The organism is Polaribacter sp. Hel1_85, assembly GCF_000766795.1.
Taxonomy (GTDB): domain Bacteria; phylum Bacteroidota; class Bacteroidia; order Flavobacteriales; family Flavobacteriaceae; genus Polaribacter.
Window position 1 is genome coordinate 197,778 of record NZ_JPDS01000001.1, and the last position, 18,080, is coordinate 215,857.

The 18,080-nt window shown below is 30.8% G+C and carries 13 protein-coding genes; 7 read left to right on the forward strand and 6 right to left on the reverse strand.

Going from position 1 to position 18,080, the window contains the following annotated elements; translation table 11 throughout:
- Positions 1 to 449 precede the first annotated feature (449 nt).
- The 4 genes from PHEL85_RS18305 to PHEL85_RS17725 form a co-directional block, all read right to left on the reverse strand.
- Positions 450 to 575: a LuxR C-terminal-related transcriptional regulator gene (locus tag PHEL85_RS18305; RefSeq protein WP_081965082.1), complete on the reverse strand. Its 126-nt coding sequence runs from the start codon at positions 573 to 575 to the stop codon at positions 450 to 452.
- A 39-nt stretch (positions 576 to 614) separates the two neighbouring features.
- A complete protein-coding gene (locus tag PHEL85_RS00885; protein ID WP_156109061.1) occupies positions 615 to 770 on the reverse strand; it encodes a hypothetical protein in 156 nt (51 codons plus the stop codon).
- Between the two features lie 80 nt (positions 771 to 850).
- Positions 851 to 1,255, reverse strand: coding sequence for a 7TM diverse intracellular signaling domain-containing protein (locus PHEL85_RS18310; protein WP_081965052.1), 405 nt, complete (start codon positions 1,253 to 1,255; stop codon positions 851 to 853).
- Between the two features lie 320 nt (positions 1,256 to 1,575).
- A complete protein-coding gene (locus PHEL85_RS17725; protein WP_156109063.1) occupies positions 1,576 to 3,876 on the reverse strand; it encodes a DUF1566 domain-containing protein in 2,301 nt (766 codons plus the stop codon).
- Positions 3,877 to 4,447: 571 nt separating this feature from the next.
- Here PHEL85_RS17725 and PHEL85_RS00895 point away from each other — a divergent pair.
- From PHEL85_RS00895 to leuB, 6 genes are all read left to right on the forward strand, one after another.
- On the forward strand, positions 4,448 to 6,157 hold the full coding sequence (locus PHEL85_RS00895; RefSeq protein ID WP_036819859.1) for a lipocalin-like domain-containing protein: 1,710 nt from the start codon (positions 4,448 to 4,450) through the stop codon (positions 6,155 to 6,157).
- 539 nt (positions 6,158 to 6,696) lie between these two features.
- A complete protein-coding gene (locus PHEL85_RS00900) occupies positions 6,697 to 7,344 on the forward strand; it encodes an HAD family hydrolase (protein WP_036822916.1) in 648 nt (215 codons plus the stop codon).
- A 233-nt stretch (positions 7,345 to 7,577) separates the two neighbouring features.
- Entirely contained in the window at positions 7,578 to 8,984 is a 1,407-nt protein-coding gene (leuC, locus tag PHEL85_RS00905; protein ID WP_036819861.1) for a 3-isopropylmalate dehydratase large subunit, read from the forward strand.
- Between the two features lie 11 nt (positions 8,985 to 8,995).
- The gene (leuD, locus tag PHEL85_RS00910; RefSeq protein WP_036819864.1) at positions 8,996 to 9,595 is read left to right on the forward strand and encodes a 3-isopropylmalate dehydratase small subunit; all 600 of its coding nucleotides are present in this window, start codon (positions 8,996 to 8,998) and stop codon (positions 9,593 to 9,595) included.
- A gap of 181 nt (positions 9,596 to 9,776) precedes the next feature.
- Positions 9,777 to 11,297, forward strand: coding sequence for an alpha-isopropylmalate synthase regulatory domain-containing protein (locus PHEL85_RS00915; protein WP_036819867.1), 1,521 nt, complete (start codon positions 9,777 to 9,779; stop codon positions 11,295 to 11,297).
- 131 nt (positions 11,298 to 11,428) lie between these two features.
- Entirely contained in the window at positions 11,429 to 12,484 is a 1,056-nt protein-coding gene (gene leuB, locus PHEL85_RS00920; protein WP_036819869.1) for a 3-isopropylmalate dehydrogenase, read from the forward strand.
- Positions 12,485 to 12,546: 62 nt separating this feature from the next.
- Here leuB and PHEL85_RS00925 read toward each other — a convergent pair whose 3' ends face one another.
- On the reverse strand, positions 12,547 to 12,996 hold the full coding sequence (locus tag PHEL85_RS00925; RefSeq protein ID WP_036819871.1) for a hypothetical protein: 450 nt from the start codon (positions 12,994 to 12,996) through the stop codon (positions 12,547 to 12,549).
- Positions 12,997 to 13,117: 121 nt separating this feature from the next.
- Here PHEL85_RS00925 and PHEL85_RS18185 point away from each other — a divergent pair, with 121 nt between their 5' ends.
- Positions 13,118 to 13,246 (forward strand): hypothetical protein, encoded by a 129-nt coding sequence (locus PHEL85_RS18185; RefSeq protein WP_262501541.1) that lies wholly within the window; start codon positions 13,118 to 13,120, stop codon positions 13,244 to 13,246.
- Positions 13,247 to 13,249: 3 nt separating this feature from the next.
- Here PHEL85_RS18185 and PHEL85_RS00930 read toward each other — a convergent pair whose 3' ends face one another.
- Positions 13,250 to 17,950: an MBG domain-containing protein gene (locus PHEL85_RS00930; protein ID WP_036819874.1), complete on the reverse strand. Its 4,701-nt coding sequence runs from the start codon at positions 17,948 to 17,950 to the stop codon at positions 13,250 to 13,252.
- Positions 17,951 to 18,080 lie beyond the last annotated feature (130 nt).

An 18,080-nucleotide genomic window follows, 5' to 3' on the forward strand; every position in this document is an offset into this window, starting at 1 on the left:
AAATTATTTCGGAGTAAATTTTATATAACATTATAATGTTTTATAAAGCAGGTAGGGATAACTTTGGTTAGTTTTTTAGGTTGTTTGGACGTTCGATTTTTGTTTGCTATGCAAAATCTTGTGTGATGTAGAAAAATGCAATTGTTACTAGTAATAGCTTATTTTTTATATAGTTTTTTATTGGTTAAAATGATTGTAATAAATACAAATAAATGATATAAACTATACAATACAGCAAAAAGAGCGTTACAAAAACGTTACAAAATATTTTTTGTTAGATTTTTATTTTTAATAAGAATCTAGTTAAATTAGACGACATGTAAGCGATTATAACTAAATTTTTAAACTTGTGTAAATTGATTAACTAAACTTTTAAATATTTACTTGTTGTAAAAAACGTTAAAACACCTAAAAAAAAGAAGGTAATTTCTCCCATCTCTATCTTTAATTTACTTACAGATATTTTTTTGTTTTTTCATGGTTAAAGTCATTTTTTCTTCTAACTCATTTCTGTTGTTCAAATTAATTTTAGTATAAATATTTCTAATATGATACTTTACAGTGCTTTTAGAAATAAATAATTACTCACTAATTTTAGTATTGTTTAAGCCGTCTCAAATTCCTTTTAAAGTGTCAGTTTCTATTAAAGTAAGTAGGGGAATTACGAACTTATTTTCTTTTAAAAGATGAAAAAAAGTTTCTTTAGGTTGATGTTCTTTTTTTAAAGGTAAATCAGTTTCAGAGTTTTCAATATTGTTTTTCTGTTTCACTATTTCCCATTTTATAGCTAAGAGCATAAGTAAATATAAAAATATATAACCAACTTGCAATTTTTATAATGAGCATTTCCCTATGAACTTCCCAGAATCCAAACGGAAAACCTATAATAAAACCCCAGAAACCACAAAATAGGAAAAAGAGATACTCCTATAAAATCACCAATTGCTGAATAAACAAAATTATTAGTAGAAAAATAGAATGCATAGAGTAGGAGTACTAATAGGAGGGGAATGAAAAATAACTTTGTTAAAAGCGGATGTCTTTTGTTGAGGTCTAAGAATTTAATTGAGAATAACAAAAACCAAATCTCATTTGAGAAATAAGTTAAAAATTCTAGTTTATAGTAGAAAGAATCTCTTCTAAACAGGTTTATTAAAGAACCATCATATAATAAAAAAGTAACCATTAAAGACAAAAGAAACAACAGGTAGTATAAGTAGCTCCTGTCTTTTAGCTTTAGGGAGAAAAATAAAATTTAAAAGATAATTACAATCCAAGTACCGTAATAAAAACTATTAATAACTTGTTTGTTAGAAACGTATGTAATAAATTTTTTCTCAGGGATAATTTTTAAAGAAAAATCCGCTTCTTTTTGAAAATTTACTTTTAGATAAAAGATTCGGTTTCCTTTAGTATTAATGTTTAAAGCAGGAAATTTATAATCTAAAGGTATTTGTTTTCTATCGATATTACTCTCTGTAAATAATAGGTATTCTAATTTAGTTTCTACAAATTTATAGAGATCAATTCTACCAATATTATGTACTCGTAAATATGCAATTAGTTCTTTATTCTTTAATGATTCCTTCTTGTTAATTCATCTTCTGTAATATAACCATCTTTGTTTCTATCTCGTTTGTCAAAGTTGTCTTTCAATCTACCTTTTACTTCATTTTTAGAGATTTTCCCGTCATTATTTTGGTCCATTTTAGCTAATAATTCTTTAAAATCTGGAGCAGTATTTTGTCTTTTCTGACGATTCTGTTTTGGTTTATTTTGGTCTTTGTTTTTTAGTTTTATTACTGTTTTTTCCACGGTATTGGTGTTTTCTGTAGGATTTATATTTCTAACGCATCTTACGTAATTATAAACGTATCTAACATCACCTTGAGGTCCAAAATATTTAGGATATTCTTGTTTATTTCCATTTTTAGGATCACTTCTTTGAGCTCCTGCGCCATGTACATCCATTAATTTACCTCTCATTTGTCCTTGTGCTTCACCAAAAGCAAAATATACTGCACTTGCGTACGGATTTTGTCCGTCTAAATGTGTTGTACTTGTCCAGAAAAATGGATATTGATTTGCGTTTCCTGCTGGATCTTTAATTTTGGTAGTTTCAAAAATTGCATTTATTGCTGGTGAATTTGTGGTTTGTGGTGAGCGAGAATAATCTACAATACTTTGTAATTCTTTAGCATTTGGTAAACGCCAATCTGTATTTTTTTCTAACTGAAGATTTTCTGCGTATGTTAACGCTTCTTCCCAATTTCTACCAACACCATCATCGGCTTTTTGCCACATTAAACCTGTTGCATAATCGCTTACTGTACCATCTTTATTATCTATAAAATTATTTTTTCCGTACTCGGTATTTCCACGAACTAAACGAAAATACATTTTGTTTTCTGCACTAGTTCTTGGGTTGTATTTTGGATATCCTTTTATTCTACCATCAACAAAATTAACACCAAAAATAGTTTCATCATTTCTCATTGTTCGTCCAACATATGCTGTAGAAGACCACGTTTGAGCATCAATTTCTCTTTCTCCTTTTTCAGTATCACCCAAAGGTTGATTAAAATAATTTGTATCAATAAACATTTCTATGGCTTTAGCTCCTTTTACTTTTCCTGTAAATTGAATTAAAGAATAAAGCTCTTTAATTGTAGGTACTCTCCAATCATTAAAACCGCCCAAATTAGAGTTTTTTGCTTTTTTTATAGCTTCATCAAGCGTCATTTTTACGCCCATATCTTGTTGCCAAATTAAACCCGTTACATTGTCTGTAATTGTACCGTTATTGTTATTGATGTAAGAAGGCAAATTGCCATTGTAATTAGCATCTTGTCCGTAAAAAGGTTCATTAACAGATGGTGTAGAAATTTTATCTGTATCAGAATAAGAATCTGTAATTCCTGTATCTACAATTGGATAATTGTAATTAGATTTCTGATTGGTTGCAATGTTTTGTTTTAGCGGTAAAGACATTAAATCTTCAGCATAAATAATTGTACCTGTATAATTTTTATTTATTTCCGAAGAAGTAGCAACTTCATCAATATTTGTCGCAACAAAATGTGTTAACACTAAATTTTTAACATTGGCTTCTTTTGCCATTTGTGAGCTTTCAGATAAATTAACGTGCGCTTTTTGTTTGGTTTTATTTCCGCTTTTGTTCCTTTTACCTTTGTTAGAGTTTCTATTTGATCCTAATTGAATTGCTCCACCAGAATCAATAATTAAGTAATCTGCATTTTTAGCCAAAATTGGTAAAGATTCTGAGTAAGTTAAGTCTCCAGAAATTACAATAGATTCATTGCCAACATCAAAACGATAAGCTAGTGTAGCAATTGTGTGGTTTACAGGAGTGTAACTTATTCTAATATCTCCAATCTTAAAAGTATTGCTTCCTGTTAAGTTTTTAGCGGTATAATTAGTTTTTACGTCCTTTAAAGTTCTTCCAGATTTAGATAATCTGTAAGCAATATCTTCTTTATAAATAGCAAGAATATTATCAACGATAGCAGTGGTTTGTTTTGGTCCTGCAATTATTGTTTGTTGCCCTCCCAAAAGTGTTTGAATAAAAATAGGCGCAAACTCTTCATTATGATCTAAATGATGATGTGTAAAAAGCAATGCATCAAGATTTCTAACTTTCGTATTGTTTTTGTCTAAATTGGCTTGTGTTCCGTTTCCCATATCTACCAAAATCTGTGTGTTTTTGTATGATATTAATACAGAAGGACCAGAGCGTTCTGTATTGTATTTTGGAGAACCAGAACCAATAATTGTAGCTGTTAAATGTTCATTATTTTCTTGGGCGAACAGTTGTGTTCCTAAAATAAATAATAATATAGCTATGTGTTTTTTCATTTTTAATTCTTTTGCTTCTTTGACACTTTATTTTAATAATAGTTTAATTCGAAACAGAAAAAACGGAGATTGTATTATACTGAAATAGGTTTACCCTTTTTACACGTTCAAATTATTTTGAAATAGGTTTATTTTGAAATAGTTAGTTTAAGTAAAATTACATTAGTTAATTTATTAACAAACAACGATTTGTAAGTCTATGTTTTTGGTTGTTATAATTTATCTAAAGCGAAGAAGTCGAGAGGTCAATGAAAAAAGAAAGTAAAAATAATAGAGAGAATTAGAAAAAACAAAGAAAATATAAAAAGTGAATAGAACTTCAAGTAAAAAATTGCTTCTAATTTAGTGCTTTTTTAGTAGGCTTAAACCTCGCAATTATTTATTTGGTATAATTACCTGTTTTTAAAATTAAGTTTTTATGCGCTAGCTAAATATATAATATCAACAAACCTTTGTAAAGTAAATAAAAACTAATTATTGATTAAGTAGCTACACTTAGTTTTTAATTACAAAGGCGAAATCTGAAAAGCCTATATGTAAATAGAGTAAGAGAATTTTAATAACAAACAAAATGAAAGCAATACCAAAACTACAAGTACCAGCTATACAAATTCCACAAGATCAATATGCACACAAAGGAGCACTTACAGAGTGGTGGTGGCATATTGGAACTTTGACCGAAAAAATGAAGGAAACTCCAGATATTAAGGGGTTCAAGCCAAGACAATTTGGTTTTGAAGTAAATGCAGCCAATATGTATGGGATTGGTCTTATGCAAATTTCTATTGCAGATGTTTCTAAAAAAAAGCATCATCAATCGTATGAAATAATTGAAAATTGCCCTGCTTCATGGGCAGAATCAGATCCTTCTAAACCATGGAGTGTCAAATTACCTAGTAGCCTTAATACTATTGTTCCTAACACAAGTATTTCCATGAGTGCTCCGCAAAGTGATCCTACAAATATGAATGTCATTGCTAATTTCTTAGATGATAATAATGTAAAATGTACTATAAATATAAAAGTGAATCAGGTTGGGCCTCCATTATTGGTATGGGGTACAGGAATTAGGGATATATACCCTAAAGAGCAAAACCCTATAAAGCAGAATAACTATTACTATTCGCTCACAAACCTAAAAGCTAGTGGCACAATAACTATAGATGGTGAAACAATAGAGGTTGAGGGTACTACCTGGATGGATCATGAATATGGAGCTTTTCCACCAAGCGCCAAATGGATTTTACAGGATGTACAACTAGATAACGGTATTCAATTAACGAACTCAGCTCCAGGTGACAAAGTCTTAACGGTAGGTCAACCAATCGTTGGTAATGCCACAGTATTGTTAAAGGACGGTACTAGTATATATATTCCTAGTGTTGTGACACCTCTTAGTCCGAAATCTTATGATGGAGTAGACTATTTCATGGAATTCGAACTGACCATTAATAATGAGGAATATGGAATAGATACGGGACTTACTATTAAAGCTCTAATGGATAATCAGGTATTTACGAACCCTAATTCTGCACCAATATATGAGGGAATAGCTAGTTGTTCAGGAAGTTATAATGGTAAGCCAGTAAAAGGTGACGCATGGATTGAACAAAATATAACTAAAGCTGCCAGTTTATCTAGTTATACAGGGTATTATGCTTTGGAAGGAGCAGAACCAGGTGCGTTTTTATCTATTGATACAAATCAAACCGGTACAGTATTAGAATCCACTGGTGCAGAGAAAGTTGGAGTAGTGCTAGAGTCTGCAGTGACAATCTCGTATTCTATGGATGGTAAAAAATCAGTGAGTCATGTGTTTGATCATACATATTCTTTTAAATACAATACTTTGATATTCCCAAATGGCGATAAGATTACGTTTAATCGTGATTTTAATAATGGAACATTAATTAATGTTTCAGGAAATATTGCTGGTAAAAGTATTACAGGTTCAACGCCTTTTAATCCTGTACCATTAGTGAATTTTGCAGGAAATTATCATCAGTTTGGTAGCTCTAATGATGGAGATATAATACTGTCTATTAGTGAAAAAGGTGAGGTTTTATATGCATTTTCTACTCCAGGAGTGTTAATTGAGGTTCAGTCTTATACATACAACCCTGCTATGTATGTATTAAAGTTTAACAGTCCTAGTCCAGACTCAAAACCTTATACATTAATGTTAGGTACGGCCGGACCACTTGGGTTAGCATGCTCTATTATAGGAAGTGGTGCGCCAACATATGTGTTTTCATGTAATGAATCTACCCAAAGTGTTTAAAATACCCACATATGTAGATTCTGAGTAAATATTTTTACTTCAAGATTGTATGAAATAAAAAGTAGTTCAAGAGGTTTTATCCTATTGTACTACTTTTTTAGTTTTATAATACGAACTATATTTTTATTAAAGTTCGTACTAAATTTACATGTACTGAACTTGTTTCAGTATCTGTTAAAGGAAAAAAGAAAAGAGAGCCAAAAAACACACTCACATTTTTATTAAGGGTTAAATAATGTGGAGTAGTTCTGCACTAAACCCGACCTATTTTTATTTTTCGTACAAATTCAATTTTTATGGAATGGCAAGTGTCCAAAGAGTTTTAGCGGTCTGGACACGATAATGAAATAAAAAGTAGAATTTCAGAAAAATAAAATAAGTCTAGATTTTTGGTTCTTTTCATCAATGGAAAAGAATAAAGAGTAATAAAAAACACACACATCTATATTTTTATTAATAGAAAAATAAAACATGTCAATTACCCCAAAGCAATAATAATTTTTAGCTTTGTAAAGCGTATAATGCAAAACAAAAAGAATATGTTTAAAGGAGTAATTTTTGATTTAGATGGCACACTTGTAAATTCTTTAGAAGATATAAGTAACGCTATAAATGTAGTGTTGAAACAGCATGGTTTTCCTACGCATAGTGTTGCTGTTTGTCAGAGTTTTATAGGACATGGGTTAAGAGATCTTGTGGTTAAATCTTTGCCGAAAGAGTATCAAAATGAAGATTTTGTAAATCGTTGTTTAGATGAAATGATGGTAGAATATAGAGATAATTGTACCGTAAAAACCAAAATGTACGAGGGTATTAGTGATTTGTTAGATGCTTTAACTGAACGCGGATTAAAATTAGCGGTTTTTTCTAATAAAGCAGATGAACTTACCAAAAAAGTAGTAAAAACTGTAATGCCTAAATGGAATTTTGAAGTTGTAGCTGGTTTAAAAGTAGAAGCCTTAAAAAAACCAAATCCTACTGTTGCATTAGAAATTAGTGAAAAGACAGCGATAGCGGTAGCAGATTTTATTTTTGTAGGTGATACAGATGTGGATATGTTAACAGCAAAAAGCGCAGGTATGCATCCTGTAGGTGTAGTTTGGGGTTACAGAACTAAAGAGGAACTAACGACAAGTGGTGCAAAATTTATTTTAGAAACACCTTTAGATTTAATTAAAGTTTTATAAGTAAAAAAAACAAGTTTCAAAAATTAGAGAGATACATTATCTGAAAAAAGTAATACTTCATAAAAGAAATAGACATCGTATTTTTAAATAAGTTAAAACGCTGTTTTTTAGAATTATAAAGTATTCTTTAACAGTTGGGTATAATGTTTTAAAACGAATATTTAAATTTAAAAACTTATAAAATTTGTATTTTTGGTAGCTGATTAAATTAACAATCATTAAAGAACCAAAAAATGGCAAAAACATTATTTGACAAAGTATGGGATTCGCACGTTGTTCGTAAAGTAAAAGACGGACCAGATGTGTTTTTTATAGACCGTCATTTTATCCATGAAGTTACAAGTCCTGTAGCTTTTTTAGGATTAGAAAGTAGAGGAAACAGTGTTGTATATCCTGCACGTACATTTGCAACTGCAGATCATAACACACCAACAATAAACCAACATTTACCTGTAGCAGATCCTTTATCTGCAAACCAGTTAGATGCTTTAGAAAACAATGCAAAAAAGCATGGTATTTCTCATTGGGGTTTAGGAGATGTAAATAACGGAATTGTACACGTTGTTGGTCCAGAAAACGGAATTACGTTACCTGGAGCTACAATTGTTTGTGGAGATTCTCATACATCTACTCATGGTGCTTTTGGTGCTATTGCTTTTGGTATTGGTACATCTGAGGTAGAAATGGTATTATCTACACAATGTATTATGCAGCCAAAACCTAAAAAAATGCGTATTAACGTAAATGGTAAATTAGGTGTTGGTGTTACTGCAAAAGATGTTGCTTTATACATTATTGCAAAACAAACTACTTCTGGAGCAACAGGATTTTTTGTTGAATATGCAGGAGATGTTTTTGAAGATATGACAATGGAAGGACGTATGACTGTGTGTAACTTATCTATTGAGATGGGAGCACGTGGTGGTATGATTGCACCTGATGCTAAAACTTTCGAATATTTAAAAGGTCGTGCTCAAACTCCTAAAGGAGCAGATTGGGACAAGGCAATGAAATATTGGGAAACTCTATATACAGAAGAAGGAGCAGAGTTTGATGTAGAATTTAACTATGAAGCATCAGATATAGAACCAATGATTACTTACGGTACAAACCCAGGTATGGGAATTGGTGTAACTAAATCTATTCCTTTAGCAGAAAATGTAGAAGGTGGAGTAGATACTTATAAAAAATCTTTAGGATATATGTCTTTTAACGAAGGCGATTCTATGATTGGTAAAGAAATAGACTTTGTATTCTTAGGTTCTTGTACAAACGGACGTATAGAAGATTTTAGAGCATTTTGTTCTATTGTAGAAGGAAGAAAAAAAGCAGATAATGTTACTGCTTGGTTAGTTCCAGGATCTCACAAAGTAGTAGATCAAATACAAGCTGAAGGATTAGATAAAATAATTACAGATGCAGGTTTTGTTTTAAGAGAACCAGGTTGTTCTGCTTGTTTGGCAATGAATGATGATAAAATTCCTTCAGGAAAATTATCAGTTTCTACATCAAACAGAAACTTCGAAGGAAGACAAGGACCAGGATCTAGAACATTATTAGCATCACCTTTAGTTGCAGCAGCATCTGCAGTAGAAGGAGTTGTTACAGATCCAAGAACAATTTTAAACGCTAACGCTTAATAAAGAAAACAATGGCTTACGATAAATTTGAAGTACTAACAAGTACAGCATATCCTTTACCTACAGAGAATGTAGATACAGATCAAATAATTCCTGCTCGTTTCTTAAAAGCAACTGAGCGTAAATATTTTGATATCAATTTTTTCCGTGATTGGAGATTTGAACAAGATGGAACACCAAAAGCAGATTTTCCTTTAAATAAAGAAATTTATGCAGGTTCTAAAATTTTAGTTGGAGGTAGAAACTTTGGTTCTGGTTCTTCTAGAGAGCATGCAGCTTGGTCTGTGTACGATTTTGGATTACGTTGTGTAATTTCATCAGCATTTGCAGATATCTTTAAAAATAACTGTTTAAATGTTGGGGTTTTACCTGTACAAGTTTCAGCTGAATTTGCAGATACTTTATTTGCAGCAATTATGGCAGATCCTAAAGCAGAAATTAAAGTAGATTTACCTAACCAAAGGGTAACTTTAGTTGCTACTGGAGAGTCTGAATCTTTTGTAATTAATACTTACAAAAAAGACAATATGTTAAACGGTTTTGATGATATTGATTACTTAAAAAACATCGAAAACGAAATTTCTGCATTTGCTGAAACAAGACCATTTTAATTAAAAGATTATTTTAAATTAAAATTGTCATTCCGAGTAAAGTAATAGAGAAATCGAGGAATCTCAAATAGATTTCTCCACAAGGTCGAAATGACTTTCAACTGTCATTCCGATTGAAGCGGAAGCGAAACAGAGGAATCTATAATAGAATAAAAGACCTATATTTTTCAAGTTGATATAAATGACGAAGAGAAAGATTGAAATAATGGATACGACACTGCGTGATGGAGAGCAAACATCAGGAGTGTCGTTTTCAGTTTCCGAAAAATTAACAATAGCAAAATTATTGCTTGAAGAATTAAAAGTAGATCGTCTAGAAATAGCATCTGCAAGAGTTTCTGAAGGTGAATTACAAGCCGTTAAAAAAATAACTTCTTGGGCTGCTGAACACAATTTTTTAGAGACTATAGAAGTGTTAACTTTTGTTGATGGAGGAAAATCTATCGATTGGATGATAGCTGCTGGCGCTAAAGTTCAGAATTTATTAACTAAAGGTTCTTTAAATCATTTAACACATCAACTTAAAAAAACACCAACTCAACATTTTGCTGATATAAAAGCAACTATAGAGTTGGCTGCAAAGCATCATATAAAAACCAATGTTTATTTAGAAGATTGGTCTAATGGAATGCGTACTTCTAAAGAATACGTTTTTGAATATTTAGATTTCTTAGTAAATCAAAATGTAGAGCGTATTTTATTACCAGATACTTTAGGGGTGTTAACGCATGATGAAACTTTTAGTTTTATTAATGAAGTTAGAGAAAAATACCCAACTGCTCATTTCGACTTTCATGGTCATAATGATTACGACTTAGGAGTTGCCAATGTTATGGAAGCTGTAAAAGCAGGTGTAAATGGATTACACTTAACCATAAATGGGATGGGTGAACGTGCAGGAAATGCACCAATGGCAAGTGTTATTGCAGTAATTAACGACTTTTTAAAAGAAGTAGAAATTACAGTAAATGAAAAAGCATTAAATAAAGTAAGTAAGTTAGTAGAAACATTTTCAGGATTTAGAATCCCTGTAAATAAACCAGTAGTTGGCGCTAATGTTTTTACACAAACTGCAGGAATTCATGCAGATGGAGATAATAAGAACAATCTTTATTTTAATGATTTAATGCCAGAACGTTTTGGAAGAAAACGTAAATATGCTTTAGGGAAAACTTCTGGAAAAGCAAATATTCAGAAAAACTTACAAGATTTAGGTCTTAGTTTAAATGATGAAGAGCTTAAGAAAGTTACCCAAAGAATTATAGAATTAGGAGATAAAAAAGAAGTAGTTTCTCAAGAGGATTTACCATATATTATTTCTGATGTTTTAGACAGTGACACTATAGAAAAACGTGTTGTTGTAGAAAACTATGTTTTAGGGCATGCAAAAGGAATGAAACCTTCTACAACTTTACAATTAAAAGTTGAAGGTGTTTTATACGAAGCGCATGCACAAGGAGATGGGCAATTTGATGCATTTATGAATGCATTGCGTAAATTGTATAAAAGGCATAGTAAAAAAGATTTACCTGCTTTAATAGATTACGCAGTAAGAATACCTCCAGGAAGTAATTCTGATGCTTTGTGTGAAACAATTATAACTTGGAAGAGTGAAGAAAAAGAATTTATATCTCGTGGTTTAGATTCAGATCAAACAGTATCTGCAATTAAGGCTACAGAGAAAATGTTGAATATAATATAAAACAGAGGTTTTGAAGATGGAAGCTTGAAGTTGTCATTTTGAGCGAAACGAAGTGAAGTCGAAAAATCTAAATAAATATAATTAATCAAAAAGATCTCTCATAAAGTCGAGATGACAAAAATTAAAAAGAAATGAAATTAAATATCGCATTATTAGCAGGAGATGGAATTGGTCCTGAAGTAATTGACCAAGCAGTAAAAGTATCTGATGCAATTGCTAAAAAATTCAATCACGAAATCAATTGGAAACCAGCTTTAACAGGAGCTGCAGCTATTGATGCAGTTGGAGAACCTTATCCAGATGAAACACATGAAATTTGTGTAGCTTCTGATGCTGTATTATTTGGTGCAATTGGACATCCACGATTTGATAATGATCCTTCAGCAAAAGTTCGTCCAGAACAAGGATTATTAAAAATGCGTAAAAAATTAGGTTTATTTGCAAATGTAAGACCAACATTTACGTTTCCTTCTTTATTAGATAAATCTCCTTTAAAAAGAGAAAGAATAGAAGGAACTGATTTGGTTTTTTTACGTGAGTTAACTGGAGGTATTTACTTTGGTGAAAAGGGTAGAAGAGATGAAGGGGAAACTGCATTTGATAATTGTGTTTATACAAGAGCTGAGGTTCAGAGATTAGCAAAAAAAGGTTTCGAATTAGCAATGACACGTGGTAAGAAATTATGTTGTGTAGATAAAGCTAACGTTTTGGAAACATCAAGATTATGGAGAGAAACTGTGCAAGCTATGGAAAAAGATTATCCAGAAGTTGAGGTTGCATATGAATTTGTAGATGCAGTTGCAATGCGTTTAGTTCAATGGCCTAATAGTTATGATGTATTAATTACAGAAAACTTATTTGGAGATATTTTAACTGATGAAGCTTCTGTAATTTCTGGTTCTATGGGATTAATGCCAAGTGCATCTTTAGGTTCTGATATTGGTTTATTTGAACCAATTCATGGTTCTTATCCACAAGCAACAGGATTGAATATTGCAAATCCAATGGCAACGGTTTTATCTGCAGCAATGATGTTTGAAAACTTTGGTTTACACGAAGAAGGACAAGTAATTAGAAACACGGTAAACATTGCTTTAGGAAAAGGTATTGTTACAGAAGATTTAGCTGATGGAGGTAAAGCTTATGGAACGAAAGAAGTAGGAGACTGGTTAGCAGCAAATATCTAGAATATAATTCTAGTTTATATATATAAAAGCACTCAATTTTGAGTGCTTTTTTTTATTGAACTTTATTCTAATAAAATAGTATAAATACCACTTTGATTATCTAATGTATAGTTTGTATTATTAATTTTAATAGTTTCAAAACGAGTAAAAGAGCAACAGTTTTCACTCAGTCTTTTAGCTTCTACATATAGATTTAAAATTTCTTTATTAGCAATTTGTATAGAATAATTTACTGATTCCGTTTTCCAACCAATAGAATTAATGCTTAAAATATTATAATCATTTTCATCAATAAAAGTAAACTCAACAATTGAATTATTCTCTAGATTAATAACGTTTAGTTCATTTTTATCAAAGCTATTACTTGTAAATATGTTTTCACCAGTTTTAGCATCAACAAACTCAAAATTGAACTGATTTGGAGGAGTAAAACAAAGTGAGTTACAATCTTCTTTAGTGCATTTTTGTAGTAAAATACATGTAAAAAATAAAATAAAAACTAGCTTTTTCATGCTATTTGATTAAACAATTAATAGCATGAAATTACAAAAAGATCTCTAGTTCAGAGAACTTTTAGTATCGTTTTTTTCTCTTTTTTTATAATGAATATAAGTGCCAAATATTATTGCTGTAATGAACAAAAAAATTAGACCATTATCAATCGGTAATGTAGGTAGTCCAGGAGGTCCTGGACCTCCTGGTAATGGAGGTGTAGACGAGTTTAACGTCTCTATAAAAGTAATCATTAGGGGTAGGGGTTAGGGGTTACTCTATAATTATTTTTTTAGCTATTTTTCCTTTATTTGTTATTATTTTAATTAAATAAACTGATTTTGATTTTGAATTAATTTTTTGTTTGAATTCTTTATTGTTGTTTGTGATTCTCCATGAATTAATTTTTTGTCCTATAATTGAATATAGCTCAACTTTGTAAATATTAATATCATCATTAATATTGATATTAATTTCTTTTGAAAACTTATCATAGAAAACAGATACTTTATCTGAAAGTAAATTTTCATCTATAGCTAGAGTGTGTTTTTGTTTTTTTGTAAATGTTATGAAAAACCTTTCACTATATTTGCCTTTTTCAAGACTTATTACTGCTTTAGCTTCATGTAAAGGATAAAATTTATTTGTAATTTTATCAAACAAATAAACAGCATTGTTGTTTAAATTCCATTCATCTATTTCTATTGATATTTCATTATCTTTTTCTAGAACAATCTCTAATGGAACTTGTAAACTTGATGAGATTTCTCCAACTCCTGCTATTACATAATTTTCTTCAGAGCTAGGAAATTTCCAATAAAAATCAGAACTTGATAAATCAAAAATTTGGCTATCATACCCTGTTTCAAAATCAAAAGTATTATTTGAATTAAACGAAATACCAATTTGTCGATGCATTATGCGTTCATTGTTAGCTGTATAATTCATTCCTAATTTTATAATTGGTAAAGTAGGAAGTCCTTGGTTTTTAGATTTAAAAAACACAGAATTTTCACCCTCAGTAATATATTCTCTTTGACTATTATTAAATATTATAGGGCCACCATCAGAATCTGCATTTATAAAAAAACTTTGCCCCATTGCAATATAATTTGCAGGAACTGTATACTCACCGTCACCTAAACTTGGTAGAGAAGAATCGTTATTACTACTTACATTTTGTGCAGCTATTCCCATTGCAATATTTCTTGCAGAATAACCACCTATGTAACCTGCATAAGTATGACCTGCAATATTAGAACTTTCAATATCTTCCTCTCCTGCATGCTGCCAAAAATAGAGAGTTCCACTTATAGCGTTTGAGTTATCTTCAATAAATTTCTTTGCACTTAATGCAGAAGGATAAGGATTACCAACTAAATAAGCTTCTTCTGCTCCAATTGAGGTCGTTAATTCTCCATCATTAGGTGTACCAACAAAAGTATAATTTTGTGGTACTCCAGGACCTTTAATGAGAAAACCATCTGTAGAAGGTATTGTACCTCCTTTTTTTTCTTGAACCCAATTAGAGTAAGAACCATCTGAACTTGCATATGAGTAGATCCAATAATCTGCTATTTGAATAGGGCTTTCATTTGCACCATCATAACCAGTTACAAAATTGATATCTAATGGAGTAGAAGTAGCTGAAGTTGGTATTGTTCCATCTTTTAAAACACTTTCAATAGTATACGAACCTCCACCAACTGGAGAGCTCATGTAATTATATCTATAAATACTTGGTATTGTAGAGTTTTGATCTATATACAATTTACCTACTCCAGAAATTTTTTCTGTTGAATTATGTATTTGAATTAATTGCGAAGTACCTGCTAATCGAATTTCACTAGAAGTGTCAACTAAATTGATTTCACCTGATACTCGTAAAAAATTGTCTGAAACAGTTATTTTATTACCAGTATTAACAGTTAAATTTCTTGCGCTTAACACCGTTGAGGTTTCATAATCTTCTGCGATTACAACTCTTCTTGTGATATCTGGTAAACCATTACTCCAATTATTTCCTGTTCTATTTGTAGGATTTACTCTATGTTTTCCTAAAGACATATTAGATTCAGAATTTGCACTCGATATTTCTGACAATAAAGGATCATGAGGATGTCTTTCTGGTCCTCCTGATGCTAAATCTCTATATGGGTCTAAATTATCATCTACAAAAGCTATCCATTCTGTTGTAGTAAAATCTTTATTTGTAGAAATTATTTCATCAGATCTTACATAAGATGTGTTATTAGTAATGCTACTTGTAGTATCATATCTATTTTTCCAAGAAGTTGATCCAGAAGAAAGACCATTTGGATTTGTTAATAATAAAATATCATTTCCATCTGCAATATTTATGATATTAATGTTTGATATTAAGACAGATTCTCCTGGAAGTACATCAGTAGGGATAAAATAAGTTTCATCTGGAATAATATCTGTTTGACTTCCAGTTTTATTGCTAAATAGAGAAAATTTAATAGTGTTTGCTGGTATCGAATTTGTTGAATGTATGTTGGTTATTTCTATAACTTTATTTGCATCTGTTTGATGTATTTGAGTAATCATTGGGGTTCCAGAAACATGTGTATCTCTATAATCTACATCTCCTATAGTTAATACATCATTATCTGTGTCTAACAATGTTGTAGGTTGGTCTATATGGGCGTTTATATCTGTATAATCGTCAGATGTTAAAGTATCATCAATTCCATTTACACCTACAGATCCATTGGTTTTTCCATCATTATCATTGTCAATAGTTAAACTAACTTCAACAGTATCAAAAATACCATCATCATCAGAATCTAAATCAGTATAGTCTGCGTTTCCATTTCCATCTGTATTTACTACCATTAAGCCACTAGCATATGCAGTATCTAAGCCATTTGCTGTATAAATATAATTAGGAGCAATATAATCTATAGTTGATTGTGCTTCAACATTATCAGGAATTCCATCATTATCAGAATCGATATCTTTATCATTATTTAATCCATCTCCATCAAAATCTAAGTCATCTGCAAAACAAGATTGTGCAGTAGTACCATAAGCAAAACTATCAATACCATGAGCATCCCTTGCACATTCACTGGTGTCTCCAGAAAAAATAGTTGTTCTAATTTCAACATTTGATATTGCTGTTGGATTAATAAAACCAATAGTTGCTTCGGTTTGATTACCAATATTTATTGCGTTATTAACTAAGGTAGTTTTATCTCCTCTAAAGAGTTCCATAGTTCCTGTTATATCATTTCCAAAATTATCTGCTTTCATATAAGCTAATAACTTTCCATTAACAAATACTTCTAATTCATATACTGGATTTACACTACCAGGAGTTGTATCAAAAACGTCATTTATATCAAAACTAAAAGCATAAACACTTGTGTTAAAATTGATATGAACTGAATATGAATCTCCAGTAACAGAACCTCTTTCAGGAACTACATATACTGCTGATGAAGAGCCTCCAGAAGTAAATTCGCTACTAGTTGTTGTTCTTAATTCTGAATTTCTTCCAACAGGGTTTGAAGAACAACCAACACCTGCATCAGCATCATAATCTGGAGCATAATAGGTTGAGGTAAAGGTAACAACTCCATCATTTGAACTGGATGTAGGGTTTATACCAAAATAAACTTCATCATCTAAAGTTAAAGGAGAAGAACTAGAAGCAGGACTTTCTCTAACAAAATTTGTTGAAGAATCATCTAAAACAGTAAGGTTTATTCCTCTTTGGTAAGCAGCTTGTTGAAAACCAGATTCTTGATACCCTAATCCATTTGTGTTATTTCCAACACCAAAAACAGAATATTCTTCATCTATCCATGCCTCTGAATCTCCCGATGGATTTGCACTTCCTGGTATCACACAATTTTCATCGGTATCTAAGATACCATCATTGTCATCATCTATATCAATGGTATCTGGATAACCATCTCCATCTGTATCTTTATCTGTAATTGTTAATAGTGCAGATACATAGGTTATTGAATATTTAGAATTGCTTAAAGTACCTTTATTAATTGAATAAGTTCCAACAGCTTCTCCTGCAGTTCTTGTTAAACTACCTGATAATGTATCTCCATTTTCTAGACTTCCTGAGGTAATTGTGTAGGTTAGCGTAGGATCTGCATCACCAAATTCTTTTGTTTTGGCATCTGCAGTAACTGTTATTGGAATGCCTGAATTATCTGTAGTGCTATTAATAACAACGTTATCAATAGCAATGTCAGATTGCCAGCTGCCTAATCTTATTGCTTCAAAACGAATAATTATAATTTGATTATTATATGCACTTAAATTTATTGTTTGGTTTAACCAACTATTTCCCTTACTGCCAGTTTCATTGAAAAGAGTTTCTTGTAAAATGCCAGATTGATTAAGTATTTGAACTTTAAGTGTTCCCATATTAGTAGCAGTACCAGAATACATATGATAGTCAAAAGAAACTTCTGCATCAATTTCTCCAGTAAAATCAAATTCTTTTTGAAAATAAGCATTATCACCATTTCCTCTTGGACTTGAAGCTTCTATAAACATATAGTATGAGCCTACTGAACCTGTCGTTGGCCCGGTATTAGATGAAGGCGTACTACCACTATCATTTGTCCAATCAAAAGCATCTCCACCAGTGTTTGTCCAACCATCTATAGTGTTTTCAAAACTATAACTTAAGGTATTAAGAGCTGCTTTTGCAGAAGTATCAGTTAGCCCTATTTTTTTAGAAGGGGGATTTTCTTCTTTTAAATTTTTAATTTCATTATAGTTTTCATTCTCTAAAGCACTATAATTTTCTTCAGTTTCACCTGATTTATTTAAAAAAGAATCTGATAAATAATTAGTTGAAATATCATTATAAGATAATTTTAAGTTATTATCTAATAATATTTGTGCTGTTAAATTGAGATTTAACAGTAATACTATAAACGGTAACATATACCATCTACTTTTTGATTTAGGGATCATAAAGTAATCGTTTTAGGGGTTATTAAAAAACCAGATAGTTTTTTAATTATTGTAAATTTATTAAATTATTTTATAATTTAAAAATTTATTTAAACAAAAAAGAGCAGATAAATCTGCTCTTTTTGTTTTT